At 52.1% G+C, this 18,812-nt stretch carries 18 protein-coding genes; 12 read left to right on the top strand and 6 right to left on the bottom strand.

What is annotated here, in order from left to right:
• Positions 1–270: 270 nt before the first annotated feature.
• Positions 271–786, top strand: coding sequence for a hypothetical protein (locus GYMC10_RS19665; protein ID WP_036661422.1), 516 nt, complete (start codon positions 271–273; stop codon positions 784–786).
• 106 nt (positions 787–892) lie between these two features.
• On the opposite strand, the gene GYMC10_RS19660 is transcribed toward GYMC10_RS19665, so the two are convergent.
• On the bottom strand, positions 893–1,636 hold the full coding sequence (locus tag GYMC10_RS19660; protein ID WP_015736167.1) for a hypothetical protein: 744 nt from the start codon (positions 1,634–1,636) through the stop codon (positions 893–895).
• Positions 1,637–1,917: 281 nt separating this feature from the next.
• Between GYMC10_RS19660 and GYMC10_RS19655 the strand changes: the two genes are divergently transcribed.
• From GYMC10_RS19655 to GYMC10_RS19635, 6 genes are all read left to right on the top strand, one after another.
• A complete protein-coding gene (locus tag GYMC10_RS19655) occupies positions 1,918–2,685 on the top strand; it encodes an amino acid ABC transporter substrate-binding protein (RefSeq protein WP_015736166.1) in 768 nt (255 codons plus the stop codon).
• Between the two features lie 157 nt (positions 2,686–2,842).
• Positions 2,843–3,502, top strand: a complete 660-nt coding sequence (locus tag GYMC10_RS19650) for an amino acid ABC transporter permease (protein WP_015736165.1) — start codon at positions 2,843–2,845, stop codon at positions 3,500–3,502.
• 15 nt (positions 3,503–3,517) lie between these two features.
• Positions 3,518–4,264 carry an amino acid ABC transporter ATP-binding protein gene (locus GYMC10_RS19645; RefSeq protein WP_015736164.1) on the top strand — a complete coding sequence of 249 codons (747 nt, stop codon included), beginning with the start codon at positions 3,518–3,520 and terminating at the stop codon, positions 4,262–4,264.
• Between the two features lie 195 nt (positions 4,265–4,459).
• Positions 4,460–5,953, top strand: a complete 1,494-nt coding sequence (locus GYMC10_RS19640; protein WP_009593122.1) for an alpha-N-arabinofuranosidase — start codon at positions 4,460–4,462, stop codon at positions 5,951–5,953.
• A 9-nt stretch (positions 5,954–5,962) separates the two neighbouring features.
• The gene (locus GYMC10_RS31960) at positions 5,963–6,241 is read left to right on the top strand and encodes a hypothetical protein (protein ID WP_015736163.1); all 279 of its coding nucleotides are present in this window, start codon (positions 5,963–5,965) and stop codon (positions 6,239–6,241) included.
• A 149-nt stretch (positions 6,242–6,390) separates the two neighbouring features.
• Positions 6,391–7,632, top strand: coding sequence for an MFS transporter (locus GYMC10_RS19635; protein ID WP_015736162.1), 1,242 nt, complete (start codon positions 6,391–6,393; stop codon positions 7,630–7,632).
• A gap of 111 nt (positions 7,633–7,743) precedes the next feature.
• Here GYMC10_RS19635 and GYMC10_RS19630 read toward each other — a convergent pair whose 3' ends face one another.
• Together GYMC10_RS19630 and GYMC10_RS19625 are read right to left on the bottom strand one after the other, a co-directional pair.
• Positions 7,744–8,136, bottom strand: coding sequence for a DoxX family protein (locus GYMC10_RS19630; protein WP_015736161.1), 393 nt, complete (start codon positions 8,134–8,136; stop codon positions 7,744–7,746).
• Between the two features lie 259 nt (positions 8,137–8,395).
• The gene (locus GYMC10_RS19625; protein ID WP_015736160.1) at positions 8,396–9,310 is read right to left on the bottom strand and encodes an AraC family transcriptional regulator; all 915 of its coding nucleotides are present in this window, start codon (positions 9,308–9,310) and stop codon (positions 8,396–8,398) included.
• Positions 9,311–9,486: 176 nt separating this feature from the next.
• Between GYMC10_RS19625 and GYMC10_RS19620 the strand changes: the two genes are divergently transcribed.
• Positions 9,487–11,250, top strand: a complete 1,764-nt coding sequence (locus GYMC10_RS19620) for a glycoside hydrolase family 35 protein (RefSeq protein WP_015736159.1) — start codon at positions 9,487–9,489, stop codon at positions 11,248–11,250.
• An 86-nt stretch (positions 11,251–11,336) separates the two neighbouring features.
• Here GYMC10_RS19620 and GYMC10_RS19615 read toward each other — a convergent pair whose 3' ends face one another.
• Both GYMC10_RS19615 and GYMC10_RS19610 read right to left on the bottom strand, forming a co-directional pair.
• Positions 11,337–12,590 (bottom strand): MFS transporter, encoded by a 1,254-nt coding sequence (locus GYMC10_RS19615; RefSeq protein WP_015736158.1) that lies wholly within the window; start codon positions 12,588–12,590, stop codon positions 11,337–11,339.
• A gap of 29 nt (positions 12,591–12,619) precedes the next feature.
• Positions 12,620–13,666 carry an ROK family transcriptional regulator gene (locus GYMC10_RS19610; RefSeq protein WP_015736157.1) on the bottom strand — a complete coding sequence of 349 codons (1,047 nt, stop codon included), beginning with the start codon at positions 13,664–13,666 and terminating at the stop codon, positions 12,620–12,622.
• A 181-nt stretch (positions 13,667–13,847) separates the two neighbouring features.
• On the opposite strand from GYMC10_RS19610, the gene GYMC10_RS19605 reads away from it, so the two are divergent.
• Genes GYMC10_RS19605 through GYMC10_RS19590 form a run of 4 tightly spaced genes read left to right on the top strand, consistent with a single transcriptional unit; the run spans position 13,848 to position 17,999 of the window.
• Positions 13,848–14,900 carry a LacI family DNA-binding transcriptional regulator gene (locus tag GYMC10_RS19605; RefSeq protein ID WP_015736156.1) on the top strand — a complete coding sequence of 351 codons (1,053 nt, stop codon included), beginning with the start codon at positions 13,848–13,850 and terminating at the stop codon, positions 14,898–14,900.
• A 25-nt stretch (positions 14,901–14,925) separates the two neighbouring features.
• A complete protein-coding gene (locus tag GYMC10_RS19600; RefSeq protein ID WP_015736155.1) occupies positions 14,926–16,086 on the top strand; it encodes a Gfo/Idh/MocA family protein in 1,161 nt (386 codons plus the stop codon).
• A gap of 53 nt (positions 16,087–16,139) precedes the next feature.
• Entirely contained in the window at positions 16,140–16,871 is a 732-nt protein-coding gene (locus tag GYMC10_RS19595; RefSeq protein WP_015736154.1) for a ThuA domain-containing protein, read from the top strand.
• Between the two features lie 21 nt (positions 16,872–16,892).
• On the top strand, positions 16,893–17,999 hold the full coding sequence (locus tag GYMC10_RS19590) for a Gfo/Idh/MocA family protein (protein WP_015736153.1): 1,107 nt from the start codon (positions 16,893–16,895) through the stop codon (positions 17,997–17,999).
• Between the two features lie 135 nt (positions 18,000–18,134).
• Here GYMC10_RS19590 and GYMC10_RS19585 read toward each other — a convergent pair whose 3' ends face one another.
• Positions 18,135–18,806: a pentapeptide repeat-containing protein gene (locus GYMC10_RS19585; protein ID WP_015736152.1), complete on the bottom strand. Its 672-nt coding sequence runs from the start codon at positions 18,804–18,806 to the stop codon at positions 18,135–18,137.
• Positions 18,807–18,812 lie beyond the last annotated feature (6 nt).

Raw genomic sequence — 18,812 nt, 5'->3', positions numbered from 1 at the left:
TCGGATTTCTGCATCATGCAGGACCGCTCCAACCTATATGAAGCGCTTTCGAAAATTGAAATATTGTAATGAATTTACATCGAAATGACATCCTTTTTACGGCGGCGATTCGTATAATGAAGGAAAGAAATAGGAACGGCAAGTACATACGTGTTTCAAATCCCAAGAATTGGGTTAATGACGATTAATGTTTGTTGAGTCGGATTCCGAGGCAGAAAGTGGTATAAATCTGATCTATCAATAGAAGTATGAAGAGGGAGCGATGAGAAGATGAAGAGGTCGGCTTGGAAATTGGGAGCAATGATGCTGCTTGTCCTGATCATGATGACAACCGTCGGTGTAGCCTCAGGCAACAATTATGAGCCGGTTCCGAAAGCTTCGAATCAGGAAGCTGCCTACATAAACGGACTGGAGATCAAAGACGGCAAGGTCTTTCTTCTAGTAGATCCAATCGAGTGGTATGAGGGAGAGGAAGCGAATCAGGTGTTCCGCGAACGGGAGCAGGACCCTGAGATGACCGAGGCTCCCGACGGCTATTATATCGTGAACGATACGGAAGAGCATATCGAACTTCCCGTAGCGGACGATGCAGAAGTGCTGCTCCAGCTGTACGACCATACCGGACGATATGAGGATGCCCAGATTTCCTGGAATCAGCCGGTGAGCCTGAGCAAATTCGCGGACATCTACAAAAAGGATGATATTGTGGACATGAAATGGTTTCCGTTTCATATTACCGTTGAAGACGGCGTCGTCGTGAAGATCATCCAACAGTATGTACCTTAATTTATCATGAAAAATAGAGAAGCGAACTGATGAAGAGCCGCTCAATTTCGGTTAATCCTACCGATGGGCGGCTCTTATGTTTGTTTCTTAAGCCTAACGGCAAGCGTTAACCGGCATCTTTGCTGTAGTGCTGGTGTTTCATCGGTTTGATTTTGCCGTTGACCACGTCGCTGACGAAGGGTGCTATCTTGGATTTCCGTTCCTCGTATTCTTCCTTCGTCACCCTGCCCTCGGACAGCTTCCGATCCAGGCGCTTCGTGAGTGCCTGGACTTGCTGATCAATGACGGACTGGACGGGTATACCTTGCTCCTTCGCGATCTGTGCCAGCGATTTTCCGGATTGAAGCGATGCTTTAAGTTGGTCCGGCGTTGTCTTCAGCAGCTTGGCCAGCTCGTCGCTATCCGAGATCAGCCGGCCGTGCCGCTGATGCATCCGCTGCTTGTGCCATCCGCCCTTGGCGTCAAGCAGCTTATCCGCCGCTGCGGAGTAATCGATGGATTTGCCCAGCTGTTTTGGATGCGAAGCGATTTTCTCCTTCAGCAGCTCCATGATCTTGGCTTTCATGGCATCCCGCGATACGCCTTGCTCTTTGGCTATTTCCGCGAGGGTCGAGGTTTTGAGTTTATCCCGGAGAACTTGAGGCTCCAGCTTCAGAAACTCGGAGATGGCCTTGAACATATGACCGGGTTTATGTTGCCCGCGTTCGTCTTTGGAAGAAGGAACAGCCGGTGATTCCGATTGCTGTCCGATCGGTTCCGCCGAAACCGAGACGGGAAGATAAGCGAGGCCCATGACTACAGCGATGGCAATAAGCACCAGCCGCTTCACTGACTTCAAGTGGTTTGTCATTGTTGTTACCGCCTTTCATGTTGTTGGTCTTACAGTCCATCATTCTTTCCCGTTAAACTGAAATCATCCTTAAAATAACCTTAAAACAGGATGAAAATACATAAATTTCATGCGGTTGGTGAAAAGTGGCCATTCTATGAAACTATCGACTCTTCTATGCTAATATGCTATCATGGAGTCTTGATAACGTATTAAAGTGAAAAAGTAGTTATGCATAGGACGAGGATTGATGCAGATCCCAGGATATGACTGCGTTTAACGTCTACGAGGGGGATTTTTTGGTGAAAAAGATAGCATCCGTGTTAGCAGGCTTCATGCTGTTATTAACTGTAGTTGGCTGTTCGAGCTCGGCAAGCGGGGGGAATGAGCTGGTGGTCGGAATTGACGACAAGTTCGCGCCCATGGGATTCCGCGACGAGAGCAATGAAATTGTCGGCTTTGATATTGATTATGCCCGCGCAGCCGCCGAGAAAATGGGCAAGGAAGTCAAGTTCCAGCCAATTGACTGGAAATCGAAGGAATCCGAGCTTAGCAGCGGCCGCATTGACTTGATCTGGAACGGATATACCATCACCGATGAGCGCAAGGAGAAAGTGCTGTTCACCAAGCCTTATCTGGAGAACAGTCAGGTTGTTGCTGTGCTGGCTGATTCCGATATTGCTTCGATCAGTGATTTGGCGGGTAAACAGGTCGGTTTGCAGTCGCTATCCTCGGCTGCCGATGCGTTAAGTGCCAACGAGATTCACACGCAGGTGAAGAAAATCAACGAATTTCCTGATAACATGCTGGCTCTGAGTGATTTGAAGAACGGCCGCGTTGAGGCTGTGATCATAGATGAAGTCGTCATGAAATACTTCATGTCCAAGGAAGAAGGAACGTACAAGATTTTGGAGGAGTCCCTGGCGCCGGAGCAGTACGGGATCGGAGTTAAGAAAGGCAATGAGGAACTGCTGGAAAGCCTCCAGAAAGCCTTGGACGAAATGAATGCCGACGGCACGGCTGCCAAGATTTCCGAGAAGTGGTTCGGGGAAGACAAAGTATTGAAGTAAGCATTCCCAAGAGGTTGGTCATCCAACCTCCCATAGGTATTCCAAGAAACCGGACTTTGACCAAAGGCTCCGGTTTTCTGTTCCAATCGGTCGGTACAATGAAATCATCGGAGAACTTCAGCATTCCGGAAGTTTTTCCATTAGGAGTTAAGCAGATATGAGTATGGATTACATCGTTCAAATCGGCAAACCGATGCTGGAGGGCGCGCAGACCACGATCCTGTTGTTCTTGATTTCCATTCTGGCCTCCATTCCGCTCGGGTTTGTGTTCACGTTAATGGTTCGAAGCGCAATCAAGCCGCTGGCTTGGTTGGCCAATGCCTATATATATGTTTTTCGAGGTACCCCGCTGCTGCTGCAGCTGCTGTTCTTCTGCTTTGGGCTGCCGGTGCTGCCGGTGATCGGAGAATATCTCGTTTTGGATCGTTTTGTAGCCGCATGCTTGGCATTCGTGCTGAACTATGCCGCTTATTTTGCGGAGATCTTCCGCGGAGGACTCTTGGCGATTGACAAGGGTCAATATGAAGCGTCTAAGGTGCTGGGCCTGAACCGCTGGCAGACGACCACGAAAGTAATTCTGCCCCAGATGTTCCGCGTAGCCCTGCCGGCGGTCTCCAACGAATCCATTACGCTGGTGAAGGATACGGCGCTGCTGTATGCCGTGGCGGTACCGGAGCTGCTCCACTTCGCGTATACGGCGGTCAATCGGGATGTCACGATTATGCCGTTTGTTATTGCGGGCGTGATATACCTGCTGATGACGCTTGTGTTAACGCTGCTGTTTAAATTTCTGGAACGCCGATTCAAATATGAATAGAAGGACTGTCGCGCAATGGCAACTATCGAAGTAACCCATATGAAAAAATCCTTCGGCTCGCTGGACGTGCTGAAGGACGTCAGCTTTGAGATTCAGAAGAATGAAGTGATTGCCGTCATCGGGCCTTCCGGTTCGGGAAAGAGCACCATGCTCCGCAGCCTGGTGCATTTGGAGGAAATCAATGGCGGATCGATCAAGGTGCAGGATCAGTATTTGGTGAAGGACGGCGTGTATTCCAGTCCGCCGCAGATCAAAGCGATCACGTCCCGGATGGGCATGGTGTTTCAGCACTTCAACCTGTTTCCGCATCTGACGGTACAGGAGAATCTGGGCCTCGCGCCCAAACATGTCAAGAAACAAAGCAAAGAAGAAGTTAGAACGAACGGCACCGCACTTTTGCAAAAGGTCGGTTTGTCCGATAAAGCGGATGTATACCCCGGAAATCTGTCGGGCGGTCAGAAGCAGCGCGTGGCCATTGCTCGGGCGCTCATGATGAATCCGGACATCATGCTGTTTGATGAACCGACATCGGCGCTGGATCCCGAGCTGACCGGCGAGGTGCTGGCCGTCATCAAGCAGCTGGCCGAGGAGCACATGACAATGGTGATTGTGACGCATGAGATGAGTTTTGCCAAGGAAGTGGCAGACCGGATCATCTTCATGGATCACGGACAAGTAGTCGAAGCCGGAACGCCGGATCAAATATTTAACCAGCCGAAGATGGAGCGGACCCGCGAGTTTTTAAATCGGGCCGCGCGTTAAAAAGGACTGGCTCAAAGCTGGATCGAAAGATCGGCTGTGGGCTGGTCTTTTTTTTGGCAAAAAATAAGGCCATATAGTGAAAGCGTTTAAATTATTGGTTGACGGAATCGGAATTGATCGATATCATTGTTTTAAAGATTTTTAAACTGTTTCATATAAATATCTATAAAATAATAGCGAGGAGCGGAAAAAGTCATGAGTCAGGTTATTACCATTCATTCGGACGTATCCAAAGGCAAAATCAATCGCAATATTTATGGACATTTCTCCGAGCATCTGGGCCGCTGCATTTATGAAGGAATCTGGGTGGGCGAGGATTCGCCGATACCTAATACGGAAGGGATCCGCAATGACGTGCTGGATGCGTTGAGACAGCTGAATATACCTGTTCTGCGCTGGCCCGGCGGTTGTTTTGCCGACGAATACCATTGGAAAGATGGCGTCGGGCCGCGGGAGAATCGGAAACAGATGGTAAATACGCACTGGGGCGGCGTTGTGGAGAACAACCATTTCGGCACGCACGAATTCCTGCGTCTCTGCGAGCTTTTGGGCTGCGAACCCTACATATCGGGCAATGTCGGCAGCGGCACGGTTCAGGAGATGTCGGAATGGGTTGAATACATGACCTTTGACGGCGTGTCGCCGATGGCCGCATGGCGTCAGGAGAATGGCCGCGAGAAGCCGTGGAACGTGAAATATTTTGGAGTCGGGAACGAGAACTGGGGCTGCGGGGGCAATATGCGGCCGGAATATTATGCGGACTTGTACAGACGCTATCAGACTTACGTCCGCAACTATGGCGAGAACAAGATCTACAAAATTGCCTGCGGCCCGAATGTGGACGATTACCGCTGGATGGAGACCGTCATGAGGGAAGCACATCCGTACATGGATGCCATAAGCCTTCATTATTACACGATTCCGGGCGAATTCTGGACAGGCAAAGGACCTGCCACCGGATTCAGCGAACAGGAATGGTTCACCACCATGAAGAAAGCACTCCATATGGATGAATTGATCACGAGACATTCGGCGATTATGGACCAGTATGATCCTAATAAGCGCATCGGGCTCATCGTGGATGAGTGGGGCACCTGGTTTGATGTCGAGCCCGGCACGAACCCTGGCTTCCTGTACCAACAGAATACGATCCGTGATGCCCTGGTTGCGGGTTTGACGCTGAATATATTCCACGAGCATAACGATCGGGTGGTGATGGCAAACATCGCGCAGATCGTCAACGTCCTGCAGTCCGTCATCTTGACCGAAGGCGAGAAGATGATCCTTACCCCGACCTATCATGTGTTTGATATGTACAAAGTGCATCAGGATGCCGAACGTTTGGCTACCCATCACAGCGGGGCCGATTATGAGATGAATGGCGAGAAGATCCCGCAAGTATCCGTAACGGCCTCGAGGGATGAAGCCGGCAAAATCCATGTAAGCTTGTGTAATGTTAGTCACGCGGAGCAGAGCGACGTGAAGATCCAGCTTCGGGGATTAAGCGGTGCGGTGAAGCAAATCGTAGGCCGGCAGCTTGCCGCCGATTCGCTGGACGCTCATAATACCTTTGAATCGCCGGAGGTTCTCAAGCCGGCTGCATTCACTGCATTTGAACAGGAAGGTGACGTACTGCGTGCGAAGCTGGCACCGATGTCCGTTACCGTTCTCGAGATCACGGCGGAATAAACGAAGGTCATGGCGGATAATCGGTGTAAAGGTTGTCATGACGATTACCGGGTCAGCGATGAGCAGATAACGCGCGTGCTGTCCTCCCCGATGTTCTCATCGGACCGGTGCGTGCCGGATGACGAATATGATGCCCGTCTTCGTGCGTGCTTCGCATGCCCTAAACTGCAAAGGGGCACCACGTGTACGCTGTGCGGATGCATCGTACAGATTGCCGCGAAGCTGAAAGACAAGCGCTGCCCGTGCCCGGGGCAAGACCGTTGGTCGATCACCGTTAGTGTTTCATAGAAAATAACGCATAGTCAAAGGCCTGTTCTCATAGATGGATCATGGGAGCAGGCTTTTTTAGAACGGGAAGGGTTCATTAGCTTTACAGAAACTTACAACCTATGTTATGACTAATAGAAAAAGATCGGCACGTTAGGATAGGGTGTGACATGAAAGAAGGAGGCTTTTTATATTACTGGACCGCGCACTCGAGCATTTCGCTGGCAGGCGTTGTCTATATCATGGTGCTGACTACCTTTATGTATCAGGAATCCGGTTCGGCTTTTATTGCTGCATTGTTCCCGCTGTTTAACGCAGTGGCGCGGTTTGCCGCCGGCTTTACGGCTCCGCTCGTCATGGAGAAATTCGGCTTCTCCAAGCTGCTGTTGAGGCTTCAAGTTCTGAAAGCCCTGCTGTTGACCACGCTGGTAGTCTTGTTCCCGTACATATCATCCCAGGTCGTGATATTGTGTATCTTCATATTATTCATAGCGTTTACCGAAGGTTGGGGGAACCCGCTGATCCAGTCCATGGTACCAAGAATGGTTGCTCCTGACCGGTTGGTAAAGGCCAACAGCTCGTTATCCGTGACCAGCCAATCCTTGCAGATTGCCGGGTATACGTTTACGGGGTTTCTGGTCATACGCTACGGACATATGCCGACATTAATCATGAGCTGTACGCTCATCTGGCTATCCGTATTGTGTTTTTGGATTGCGGCTCGATTCATGCAGTCGAAAGCTCCTGCTGCAGCCGGACGAGGGAAACCAAGCTGGGAAGTAATCCGTGAAGGCTGGTTCTATCTGTGGAGAATTCCTACGCTAAGAATCGTCACGATCATGGATATGGTTGAGGGGATAGCCGGAACCATCTGGGTGGGAGCGATCACGCTGGTATACGTAAAGGAAGTGCTGCATCAAGGCGAGGCCTGGTGGGGATTTATTAATGCCAGTTATTACGTCGGCGCCATTCTTGGCGGTTTGCTGATGCTGCTGCTGTCTTCCTTCATCCAGAAAAATCTGATACCCTGCATGGCTGCGGGTTCCGCGGTATTCAGTCTGCTTACTTTGTGGTACGGCCTGAACAGTATCCCGGTTGTGGCTTTAATCTTATGTATTGCGATGGGGCCGGCCTATCAGCTGAGGGATGTGGCGCAGCAAACCGCTCTCCAATCCAGTGTGGATCAGGACATGCTGCCGAAAATATATGCTTCTCGGGATATCTTATTATCATCGGTAACAAGTGTATCGATTGCCGTTATTGGTCTTATCGCGGATACGCTCGGCATTCGCATGGTTTACATTGCAGGGGCAATCTGTATTGCCATATCCGCAGGGCTGTCGTTCACAATCCTGAGGCTGCAGCGGAAGCCGGCTTCAGCGGCGGAAGCGGGAGGCAGCTTCTATTCATGAAATCACTAAAAAAAGAGCTGTACCAGTCTCATTCCTTTCGGAATGGATCTGCGCACAGCTCTTTTTCATGGAATCGACGCTCCGACAACCTTGAGGACGCTCTTGTCCGCGTTAGGCCTTGTTCTTCTTGCTGAACAGCGAATCAACCGAGAGCAGGCTGCTGCCGCTTAGAACAAGATGTACGGCCATGGCCAGCAGCGCGATATCCAGTTCATAGCCACCCAGGAAACCCATGCCCAGCTTCGCCTGAAAAATCGCCACGACAAGCACGACCCCAAGAACCAGAGAAGCGATTCTCGTTCCCAAACCGATAATCAGCGCAATTCCGCCCACGATTTCGATGATGGCTACAACGGTTGCCATAAAGGCAGGAATTCCCAGACTTGCGAAGAATCCTTCGATATTCCCGATGCCGCTCTGGAATTTATCCAAACCGTGAGCCATAAAGATGACCCCCAGAATCACCCGAATTATGAAAGTGCCTGCAGAAGAATAACTACCCATGAAATAGACCACTCCTTGTCATTTTGGTTTAAAATGTTATCAACTAACTTAAATATAGCTGAGAACTATAGGTTGTATCATACTCAATTTAACTATTGAATGTCAAGTAACTAACTAAAAATACTTGGATTATACAATATCCAATCATGATGCCATATGATTAGATGAAGTTCAGCCAATACAGAACAATAGCCATCCTCAAAGGGATGGCTATTGTTCTGGTACTCGATATTGGAGGTTCTTTAATGCTGTTCATGGCTTAGTGCCTGGGCCGGTATTCCGTCGGCGACTGCCCGGTCCAGCGGCGGAATTGCCTGGAAAAATGGCTGGCTGAGCGAAAACCGAGTTTGTCGGCGATTGCGTTCATCGGCAGATGGGTCGTGACCAGCAGCTCTTTGGCCAGGCTGAGCTTCTGGCGGCTGATATATTGTCTTGGCGAGATCCCGTACACTTGGCGGAATAACTTGGAGCATTGGCTTCGGCTTAAATTAAGCTCTTGGGACACAGCCATGACCGATATCTCTTCGGTCAATCCCGACGACAGCTTCGCTTCGATGGCATGAGCCGCATCCGCTGCAAGCAGGGAGGATGGTTTAGGGGTGCCTGCTGCCGCAAATAAAGCGCGGGGCGGCTTCAGCGCATCCTGCCTCTTCAAGAGAGAGAGCACATCATGGATGATGAGCAGGGTGTAGGACTGGAGCAGAAGCCTGTCCTCAAAAGTGAGATTGTAATCGCTGGGCTGGTTCTCCGGACGGACCGAATGGGCTGCCGGCTGGCTGCGCCGGACGATTCCCTCCAGCTCTTGAACGTAGGCAGCCAGTTTGCTGCGCTCGCTTTCGTGCTGGCGAATATGTCGGTAAGGGGCAGCGGATAATGAGCTTCGAATTTCTGCATCATCCAGATCGAAATGAACATTGAAGTACCCATACTGCTTGTTGGATGCATTCGAGGTTTGATGGGGCACCCCGGATTTGATCAGAAGCCATTCCCCTTCGCGGAGCTGAATGGAATCCCGATGAATTTCCTGCAGGACTTCGCCTTCCAGACAGTATAGCAGCTCGAACAGGTGATGGTGATGCCTCGGATAACTCCAGCCTGGCGGCTGGGAATCAAAATGGCATCCGGTTACCTGCAGCGTTTGAATCATATTGGGAAAGCGAAAAGCGATATCCATGACAGCTGGCTCCTTTTGGGCATACAAAACGCCGATAATGATGCCTTATATTGTATCATAACGATGATTCGGCACAAAAGGTATAAAGAATGCCCCATTTGGAGATTGAGCAGCATGGGATTTTGATAGATGATGGCAATAGAAAGCAAATGAAACGTGTTAGGAGGAAACAAGCTATGAAAGCTCAATTGAAAGCGGTTAACCAACAATTCCTGCTGGGGGATGAGCCGATTCAGATTTTGTCTGGTGCCATCCATTATTTTCGAGTGGTTCCGGAATATTGGGAAGATCGGCTGATGAAGCTGAGAAGCTGCGGATTGAACACGGTGGAAACCTATATTCCGTGGAATTTGCATGAACCGAAGGAAGGACAATTTGTGTTTGATGGCATTGCCGACCTGGAAAGATTCGTCCGTATCGCCGGCGATCTCGGGCTGCATGTCATTCTTCGGCCGAGCCCTTACATATGCGCAGAATGGGAATTTGGAGGACTTCCATCCTGGCTGCTGCAAAATCCGGATATTCAGCTTCGATGCATGGACCCGGTTTATCTGGAGAAGGTCGACCAATATTATGATGAGCTGATTCCGCGATTGGTTCCGTTACTGACCTCCAAGGGTGGTCCCGTGATTGCGATGCAAATCGAGAACGAGTACGGGAGTTACGGAAATGATACGGCATATCTGGAGTATCTAAAGGATGGCTTGATCAAGCGGGGCGTGGACGTGCTGCTGTTCACTTCGGATGGTCCCACGGACGGAATGCTGCAGGGCGGAGCCGTTCCCGGCGTGCTTGCCACGGTCAATTTCGGATCAAGAACGAAGGAGGCTTTTGATAAACTGCGGGAGTACCGTCCGGAAGATCCTCTGATGTGCATGGAATACTGGAACGGTTGGTTTGATCATTGGCTGAAGCCACACCATACCCGGGATGCGGAGGATGCTGCTGCCGTGTTCAAGGAAATGCTGGACTTGAATGCATCCGTGAACTTCTATATGTTTCATGGCGGAACGAATTTCGGATTCTATAACGGGGCGAATTTTCACGAAAAGTATGAGCCGACGCTAACCAGCTACGATTATGATGCGCCTCTCTCGGAGTGCGGGGACGTGACGGCCAAATTCGAAGCCATTCGAAGCGCGATCGCACAGCATCAGGGAAAAGAGCTCTCCGATTTGCCAAGTCTTCCGCAGCCTGTCAAGAAAATAAGCTATGGCTCTGTGAGCATGACGCACTATGCCGACCTGCTGGAGCATCTGCCTGCGCTTTCCGAGGAGCAGAAACGCACGGCACCCGTACCGATGGAACGGCTGGGCCAAAGCTATGGCTTCACGGTTTACGCAACGCATATATCCGGGCCGCGCCAAGGGGAGTCCCTGCATCTGCAAGAGGTGCATGACCGGGCACAGGTATTCCTGGATGGAAAGTATCAAGGGACGGTCGAACGTTGGGATCCCAAAGCCCTGCCAATCGATGTTCCGGCAGCCGGCGCCAAGCTGGAGATCGTTGTCGAGAATATGGGACGCATCAATTACGGTCCAAAGCTGAAGGATTATAAAGGAATCACGGAGGGAGTCCGAATGAACAACCAGTTCCTGTATGACTGGAGCATCTATCCCTTACCGCTTGATCATCCGAATGCGGCACCGTTTCAACCGCTGGAGGGGCCTTTTGAACAGCAGGACCGACCTACCTTCTATCGCGGCGAATTCTATGTGGATGACATTGGCGATACGTTTATCCGCTTAGACGGATGGGGAAAAGGGGTCGTCTGGGTCAATGGATTCAATCTGGGACGCTACTGGGAGCAAGGGCCGCAAGCAGCGCTGTATCTGCCTGGACCGCTGCTGAAGCAGGGACGGAATGAAATCTTGGTATTTGAGCTGCATCATACCGAAACGGCAAGCATCAAGCTTGTCGACACACCCGACTTGGGTTAATTCGGCCGGAACAGACCGACGATGGATAAACAAAAAGGGAGCCTTCTTGTAAACTGAGAGGGCTCCCTTTCATGTTGGAATGAGTATCAGATTAATTGCTTGCGGACTTTTAAATATCGGTACAAGACGATACCGAATAGCGAGCACAGAACGGCACATAATCCAATGAAGCCATAGCCGGCCTGGAGCCCGCGCAGCAGGCCGAGCTCTGTACCGCTACCGTACATTTGCTTGAATCCGTTCGTGATCGCGCCGATCGCGTAATTGCCGATGACGCTGCCGATCCCCATCATGGTGACGGTGAACGTAATCGCGGTGTCGCTCTCATTCGGATATCTTTTGGCAATGAGAGCCATAACCGTCGGATAGATCGGGGCAATCCCGATGCCTGCCGCCGCAAACAGGAAGGCGTAGGATTCTCCGCCGAAAATCGCGACAAACGTACATACTCCGGTCAGTCCGGACAGAATGATGATGGACAGCGTGAAGCCGATCCGGTCCGTGATCGGGCCAAGCAGCAGGCGTGCCGCCGAGAAGCAGAGGAAGAACGCGGATAGCATGCCGGCTGCCGCTGCAGGTTCCCATTTGTACGATTTTTCAAGAAAGTTGACGAGCCAACCGCCAACCGCCATCTCCGATACGACGCCGAAGGATAGGATCATGACGACCAGCCACAGCGCGGGATCTTTGACCAGCAGCTTCAGCGGAGTCCGTTCCGTTTCGGATAGATCGTCCCCGGGAAACTTACTCATGAGTGCCGGGATCATGGGAAGTATGGATAACATCAGCATGGCCAGGTACATACCCCGCCAATCCAGCGTGTAATTAAACACGGTAACGGTCATGAGACCGGATGCAATCATCGGGGCCACCGTTGAGCTGATACCGTAGAAGAAATGGGACAGGTTCATCATCGTGCCCGTATTGCGCACAAAGATCCGGGCTGACAATATCGCGAGGCCGATCTCCAGCATACCGTTCCCAATGTACATTAAGAAGTAGGATGCGGTAAACAGAGGGTAGCTGTGGGACAGGAAAATCAACACGCCCGAGATGGCCATCGATCCGAAGGCAGCCATGCTGACCCACTTGATTCCGATCTTCCGGGTCAACAGCGCGGTGAAAGAGCATGCGATCAGGTACCCGAGCGCGTTCAGGGAGAGCAAGGTGCCGATCTGCATTTCATCCAATCGAAAATCGAATTGGATCCGCGGAATGGCGGGCCCCTTAATATTCTCCGATATCCCAAATATGATAAAGCCGAGAAAGATCGTTGCCAAATGCAGGGTGTAGTCTTTGCTCAATTTAGGTTTTGTTTTTGGTTGAAGGTCAGTATTCACGGTTAATCCCCAATCGTCATTGTTGAATTTTACATTGCGCTTGTATCGGATATCATCATATCCAGAGCGATCCGCTGCAAGCCGGCTAGATAGTCGTGTTCCCAATCGCGAAGCAGCATTTCGGGAAGATGCCGCTCCGGCACGTAGGCGGAAGCACGCTCTTTAATGGAGAGCAGGGCGGAGGGCGAGAGATTATGCTCGCACCACAGAATGGCATCGGGATTGAGAATCGCGGCGAAGGCGGCACTTAGCCGGCTTAACGCATCGATTTGCTCCTGATCCGGCTCGATGAGACTGCTCATCACAGAACGATTACGTTCCAATATGTCTTGAAAATTGCTGCCCTCGCTCATCGGGACGAAGCCGATCTCGCCCGTGAAGAACGAGCGGCCGCGAACGACGTTTCCATTAATGAGCAGTCCGGCCCCCGGTCCGTTGTGACCGAGGTATACGTATACGAGGGAAGCCTCCTCCGAGCCGCTGAGATTGTGGTAACCGAGCACGGCAGCATTCATGTCATTCTCTATGATGACAGGAATGGAGAACAGATCCTCCAGGTAAGATTGGAGATTGTAATCCTGGAATGTTCCATACGACGGCACATGAAAAATAATACCGTCCCGCACCGCCGCCGGCATGCCAACGGCGATGGAGCGAATCTCTGGATAACGGCGGGTCCAGTTTGCCATTTGGGAAGCCAAGGCTTCCGGTCCATGATGAAGGATGCCGTCTTCAGCCTTCCGCTCGAGCAAGTCGCCGTTCCAATTAAAAACAGTGTATACGCTCTGCTCTTTCTCATAATAAACGGCGAGACCGAGCATGTAATCCGGATTAAAAGCATAGCGGTTCGCACGTCGGCCGCCGCTGGATTCATCCAGTCCGAGCAGGTTGACTTCACCTTCCTGCACCATGAGCTCCACAACTTTGCTCACCGTCGGAAAGCTGATGCCGAGTCTTTCGCTGAGCTCGGCTTTGGTTCCGCTCCCCAGCTCCAGAAGCGACGAACGGAGTGCGCGCCGGACGGCGAATTTCATGGATTGCGGCGTAGGCAAAGCTTCTTTGCGCGTATGAATCACCTCTTCCACTCTTTTTAAACGTATTTAATAAGTCTTGGGGATGATTATTGCACATCCGATAAGACGGTGCAAGAACAATATGTAGGTTTCAAAAAGAATAGGATGAATGATGGGAAAGCGGTTGACAACTGCCATGCTCCATGAGAAAATGTACGCGCGTACATAAATTGCAGGAGGCTTGATGATTATCGCTAGTCGTAAAGAGGTAGCACAGCTGGCCGGCGTTTCGGAAGCAACGGTATCCCGCGTCCTGAACGGGGTCGGGCCGATCAAGGAGGAGACCAAGCAGCGCGTGCTGGAAGCGGCGGATCGGCTTGGATATACCCCAAGCGCGCTAGCCCGAAGTTTTGCGCGGCGCAGGAGCGGTAATCTTGGCGTGGTTATGCCTCACCTGCCGAAAGCTCGCATATTCTCCGCCTATTATTTTTCGGAGATCCTAAGCGGTATCGGCAGTAAGGCGCTGGAGAGCAAGCATGACCTGTTGATGCTGTTCCGTGAACCCGGCGGTTCGATGGATTACTTGAACCTGTTTCGTACCCAGAAGGTGGATGCCTGCATCATTCTCGGCGCCCGGGACGATGAAGGCGAGCGCGCAGCCATCAAACAGCTGAGTGAAGCGGACCGCCCTTATTGCCTTATTAATCAATACTTTGACGGCGAGGCATTTCACGTCATGGATGCGGATCATGTAGAAGGCAGCTATCAAGCCGTTCATCACTTGATCGGGCAGGGATTCCGGCAGATTGCTTTTCTTAATGGCCCGCCCCAGTATTCCAACAGTCGCGACCGGCTGAAGGGGTACACCCGGGCGCTGAACGAAGCGGGAATCAAGCCGGATGAATCCTTGCTGTTCGAGGGCAACTTCAGCCGCAAGAGCGGGTATGCCGCAGCTGAGCTAATCGCCGGGAAGCTGGACCGGATTGAAGCGGTGTTTGCGGCCAATGACCGCATGGCGATCGGATTGCAGCAGGGCCTGCGCGCGTTAGGTATTGCAGAAGATCGAATGCCTGCCTTTGTCGGTTATGACGACTCGGAGGCTGCAGAGCTCTGCACCCCGCCGCTTACCAGCGTAAGAGTTCCTTTCTATGAACTGGGATGTCTTGCCGCGGAGCATGTGCTCCGCCTGCTGGACGACTCCGATTCGCCGGACGGCAGCGGATCGAACGCCGCGCTGCATCGGCAGCTGCCTACTCGCCTAGTGGTCCGCGCATCTTCGCTTCATCGAAATCAATGAACCCTTATTCAAGGAGGAATGAAAGATGAATCAATTACGTGTCGGCATGATCGGATATAAATTCATGGGCAAAGCCCACAGCAACGCATATCGAAGCCTTCCGATGTTTTTTCCGAAGGCGCTGAAGCCTGAAATGGTGGCAATCTGCGGCCGCAATGCGTCGGCCGTGCAGGAAGCGGCAGATCAGCTGGGCTGGCGTGAAAGCGTTACCGATTGGAAACAGCTCGTGAATCGGGAGGATATCGATCTGATCGATATCAATGCTCCAAGCGACGCCCATAAGGAAATTGCCATGGCCGCGGCGAAGGCCGGCAAGCATATTTTCTGTGAGAAGCCGCTTGCGCTGACCTTGGCCGACGCCAGAGAGATGCTGCAGGCTGCGGAAGATGCGGGAGTCACCCATATGGTCGGGTTTAACTACAGATTTTCTCCGGCCGTAAGACTGGCCAAGAAATTGATTGACAGCGGCAGATTGGGCCAGATCTACCACTTTCGTGCCTGGTTTCTGCAGGACTGGATCATGGACCCGCAGTTCCCGCTGGTATGGCGGTTGCAGAAGGAAGTGGCCGGCTCCGGATCGCATGGGGATCTGGGCGCTCACCTGATCGACCTCGCGCATTATCTGGTCGGGGATATGCAGGAAGTAATCGGGATGAGCGAGACCTTCATCAAGGAGCGTCCCATTGCCAGCGAGATGACCGGATTAAGCGCAAAAGGAAGCGAAGGCGGCCCCATGGGCCAAGTTACGGTAGACGACGCTACGTTATTCATGACCCGCTTCGAGAATGGGGCGCTGGGCAGCTTCGAGGCAACGAGGTTTGCCGCGGGACATCGCAGCACCAATTCCTTCGAGATCAACGGCAGCTTGGGCAGCGTGAAATTTGATTTTGAACGGATGAACGAACTGGAGGTTTACTTCACGACCGACGATGAGGACGTTCAGGGCTTCCGCCGGGTACTGGCTACCGATCCCGTACACGATTATATGGAAGCATGGTGGCCGCCGGGGCATACGATCGGCTTCGAACACACCTTTACGCATGAATTTCTTGAGTTGTCGAACGCGATTTCGGAGGGACGGCAGCCGGTGCCTAATTTCGCGGACGGCGTAAAATGCCAAGCCGTCCTGGAAGCCGTGGATAAATCGATCGAAGAACGACGCTGGGTGCAGCTGTCTGAAATGTAATCATAATCATTCGGCCAGGGCTTGGCCGGACACATAAAAAAGGAGTGCTACGCATGAAAAAGGCTTTAATCGTATGGGGTGGCTGGGACGGACACGAACCGGAGCAGGTTGCCGGCATTTTCGCGGAATTGCTTCGGAGCGAGCAGTATGAAGTGGAAGTATCCGACACGCTGGATGCATTTAACGATGCGGAGAAGCTGCAGGCTTTGGATCTGATCGTGCCGGTATGGACGATGGGCGAAATTTCGAAGCAGCAAGTGGAGAACGTATCGCTTGCCGTGCAGAAGGGAACCGGCTTGGCCGGCTGTCATGGCGGGATGTGCGATTCTTTCCGCAATAATGTGGACTGGCAGTTCATGACGGGAGGAAACTGGGTTGCGCATCCGGGAAACGACGGAGTGGAGTACCGGGTCGAGATCAAATCCAGCTCCAGTCCGCTTGTGGAAGGGCTGCAGGATTTCACCGTGGCATCCGAGCAGTATTATCTGCATGTGGATCCGGCCGTCGAAGTGCTGGCCACCACCCGTTTTCCGGTTGCGGCAGGACCGCATCTGCTGAACAAAGCGGTTGACATGCCGGTGGCGTGGACGAAGCGCTGGGGATACGGACGGGTGTATTACAATTCGCTAGGTCATCATGCAGATATCGTCGACATGCCGCAGGTGAAGGAAATGATGCGGCGAGGACTGCTGTGGGCCGCCGAGGGCAAGTCATTGTATGCCGGCTCGGACATGAGTTTCTTTACCGAAGGTCAGGGCTACACAGGCATGGGAGACAGCCAATAAAGGCAGAAGGAGACTGGGATCATGAAGAAGGTAAAGGTAGGCATTATCGGCTGCGGTAAAATCAGCGGCATTTATATGGAAAACTGCCACAAGTTCGACATCCTGGAGCTGACGGCCTGTGCGGATATCGATCGAGCCCGTGCCGAGGAACAGGCCGCCAAATATAATATCCCGAATGTTTATACCACCGAGGAGCTGCTCGCGGACCCGGAAATTGAGCTGGTCATTAATCTGACGATTCCTGCCCTTCATGCGCAAATAATGCTGGATGCATTGGAAGCCGGCAAGCATGTGTACGTCGAGAAGCCGCTGGGCGTAACCCGGGAAGAGGGCAGAGCGGTGTTGGACATGGCAGCAGCCAAAGGGCTGCTGGTAGGATGCGCGCCCGAGACATTCCTTGGAGCCGGTATCCAAACGGCCCTGAAGCTGATTGAGGATGGACGTATCGGCAAGCCGATCGCAGCAACCGCATTCATGATGAGCCGCGGACATGAGCATTGGCATCCGGATCCGGAATTTTATTATGCCGCCGGCGGCGGTCCGATGTTTGACATGGGGCCTTACTATCTGACGGCACTGGTCCAATTGCTGGGACCGATCCGCGGTATTAGCGGAATGACCGGCGCTGCGCTCGCGGAGCGGACCATTACCAGCGAGAAGAAGCAAGGGCAGAAGATTAAGGTAGACATTCCTACGCATGTAGCCGGACTTATCGATTTTCAGAATGGAGCCATCGGCACGCTGATTACGAGTTTCGATGTTTTTGGAGGCAGCACGCTTCCTAATATTGAGATTTACGGCACCAAGGGTACGCTTCTCGTTCCGGATCCCAACACCTTCGGCGGGCCGGTAAAATACCGATTGACCGGTGAAACCGAGTGGACGGAAGAACCGCTGCTTCCGGGATATAACGAGAATACGAGGGGGATCGGCCCTGCGGATATGGCCTACGCCATCCGGAGCGGAAGAGCTCATCGAGCGAGCGGCGAGCTTGCCTATCATGTGCTTGAAGCCATGTGGGGGTTCCATGATGCTTCCGATGACGGCAAACGGTATGAGATGTCCAGCACCTGCGACATCCCGGCACCGCTTCCGCTTGATTTGCCGAAGTACACCCTGGATCAATAATATTGCGTCACATGTTAATAGCGGCTTACCCCAAAGGTCAACTGGACCCGGGGTAAGCCGCTTTACACTGTGTCGGGAACTCTATATCGCACTGGCTAACCTGTCTATTCCGAACTGGAATGGAGCGACAAGAGGTTATTCTTTTACGACAAGACCGAATATTTTGGTTAGCGGAATGGCTTGATGCGGCGATATAATGCATCCTTGAAGATCTTCCAGCGTCGCGCCGATATGGTGGAAGTCCGTTCGGCTTAGATCGATTCCCGCAAGCTTCGTGCCGGAGAACTGCGATTGATCGATCTGGCAGTCCATAAACTCTACCTTGCTTAACTCGGAATGATAAAAATCCGATTTGACGAGCGATGTCGATTGGAAGGATACCTGCTTCATGTTGGCAAACCGGAACGTGGCATAGTCGCCCGTACAATGGTCGAATACGACATTACGGATGGTGGCGGCCGTCAGGTCGAGCCCCAATATTTTGCAATGATTAAATTGTACCCGATACATGATGGCCTCGCTGAGATCAACATTGGACAAGTCGCAGTGGTTGAACACGAGGTCCGTCAGTTCGGCATGATGGAGCGTGACGTGCTGGAACGTCACGTTATCGAAGATCATTTGGTCGAACTGAACCTTGTTGGCCGTAACATAGACAAGCGTCTCGTCCTGACAAGCGGATTGAACGAACGAGGATTCGTCGTCAATGCCGGCGTCGGACAGGATCACAGGCTCAAGCTGCTTGGGGAGCTTGGGTTTCACAATTTTGATCGGTGCCGATGAACCGGCCGTATTGGGGGGTGCCATGATTTT

The organism is Paenibacillus sp. Y412MC10 (assembly GCF_000024685.1).
In the GTDB taxonomy this organism is placed as follows: domain Bacteria; phylum Bacillota; class Bacilli; order Paenibacillales; family Paenibacillaceae; genus Paenibacillus_AQ; species Paenibacillus_AQ lautus_A.
Note: the sequence above shows the minus strand (reverse complement) of the source record. Positions and strands in the feature narration are given on the sequence as shown.

What these genes read in the sequence shown, in the direction of transcription:
- GYMC10_RS19640 (WP_009593122.1), top strand. Translation starts at nt 4,460, where the DNA reads ATGAGTCAGGTTATTACCATTCATTCGGACGTATCCAAAGGCAAAATC.
- GYMC10_RS19600 (WP_015736155.1), top strand. Translation starts at nt 14,926, where the DNA reads ATGAATCAATTACGTGTCGGCATGATCGGATATAAATTCATGGGCAAA.
- GYMC10_RS19595 (WP_015736154.1), top strand. Translation starts at nt 16,140, where the DNA reads ATGAAAAAGGCTTTAATCGTATGGGGTGGCTGGGACGGACACGAACCG.
- GYMC10_RS19665 (WP_036661422.1), top strand. Translation starts at nt 271, where the DNA reads ATGAAGAGGTCGGCTTGGAAATTGGGAGCAATGATGCTGCTTGTCCTG.
- GYMC10_RS19650 (WP_015736165.1), top strand. Translation starts at nt 2,843, where the DNA reads ATGAGTATGGATTACATCGTTCAAATCGGCAAACCGATGCTGGAGGGC.
- GYMC10_RS31960 (WP_015736163.1), top strand. Translation starts at nt 5,963, where the DNA reads ATGGCGGATAATCGGTGTAAAGGTTGTCATGACGATTACCGGGTCAGC.
- GYMC10_RS19630 (WP_015736161.1), bottom strand. Translation starts at nt 8,136, where the DNA reads ATGGGTAGTTATTCTTCTGCAGGCACTTTCATAATTCGGGTGATTCTG.
- GYMC10_RS19645 (WP_015736164.1), top strand. Translation starts at nt 3,518, where the DNA reads ATGGCAACTATCGAAGTAACCCATATGAAAAAATCCTTCGGCTCGCTG.
- GYMC10_RS19605 (WP_015736156.1), top strand. Translation starts at nt 13,848, where the DNA reads ATGATTATCGCTAGTCGTAAAGAGGTAGCACAGCTGGCCGGCGTTTCG.
- GYMC10_RS19620 (WP_015736159.1), top strand. Translation starts at nt 9,487, where the DNA reads ATGAAAGCTCAATTGAAAGCGGTTAACCAACAATTCCTGCTGGGGGAT.
- GYMC10_RS19635 (WP_015736162.1), top strand. Translation starts at nt 6,391, where the DNA reads ATGAAAGAAGGAGGCTTTTTATATTACTGGACCGCGCACTCGAGCATT.
- GYMC10_RS19625 (WP_015736160.1), bottom strand. Translation starts at nt 9,310, where the DNA reads ATGGATATCGCTTTTCGCTTTCCCAATATGATTCAAACGCTGCAGGTA.
- GYMC10_RS19585 (WP_015736152.1), bottom strand. Translation starts at nt 18,806, where the DNA reads ATGGCACCCCCCAATACGGCCGGTTCATCGGCACCGATCAAAATTGTG.
- GYMC10_RS19660 (WP_015736167.1), bottom strand. Translation starts at nt 1,636, where the DNA reads ATGACAAACCACTTGAAGTCAGTGAAGCGGCTGGTGCTTATTGCCATC.
- GYMC10_RS19590 (WP_015736153.1), top strand. Translation starts at nt 16,893, where the DNA reads ATGAAGAAGGTAAAGGTAGGCATTATCGGCTGCGGTAAAATCAGCGGC.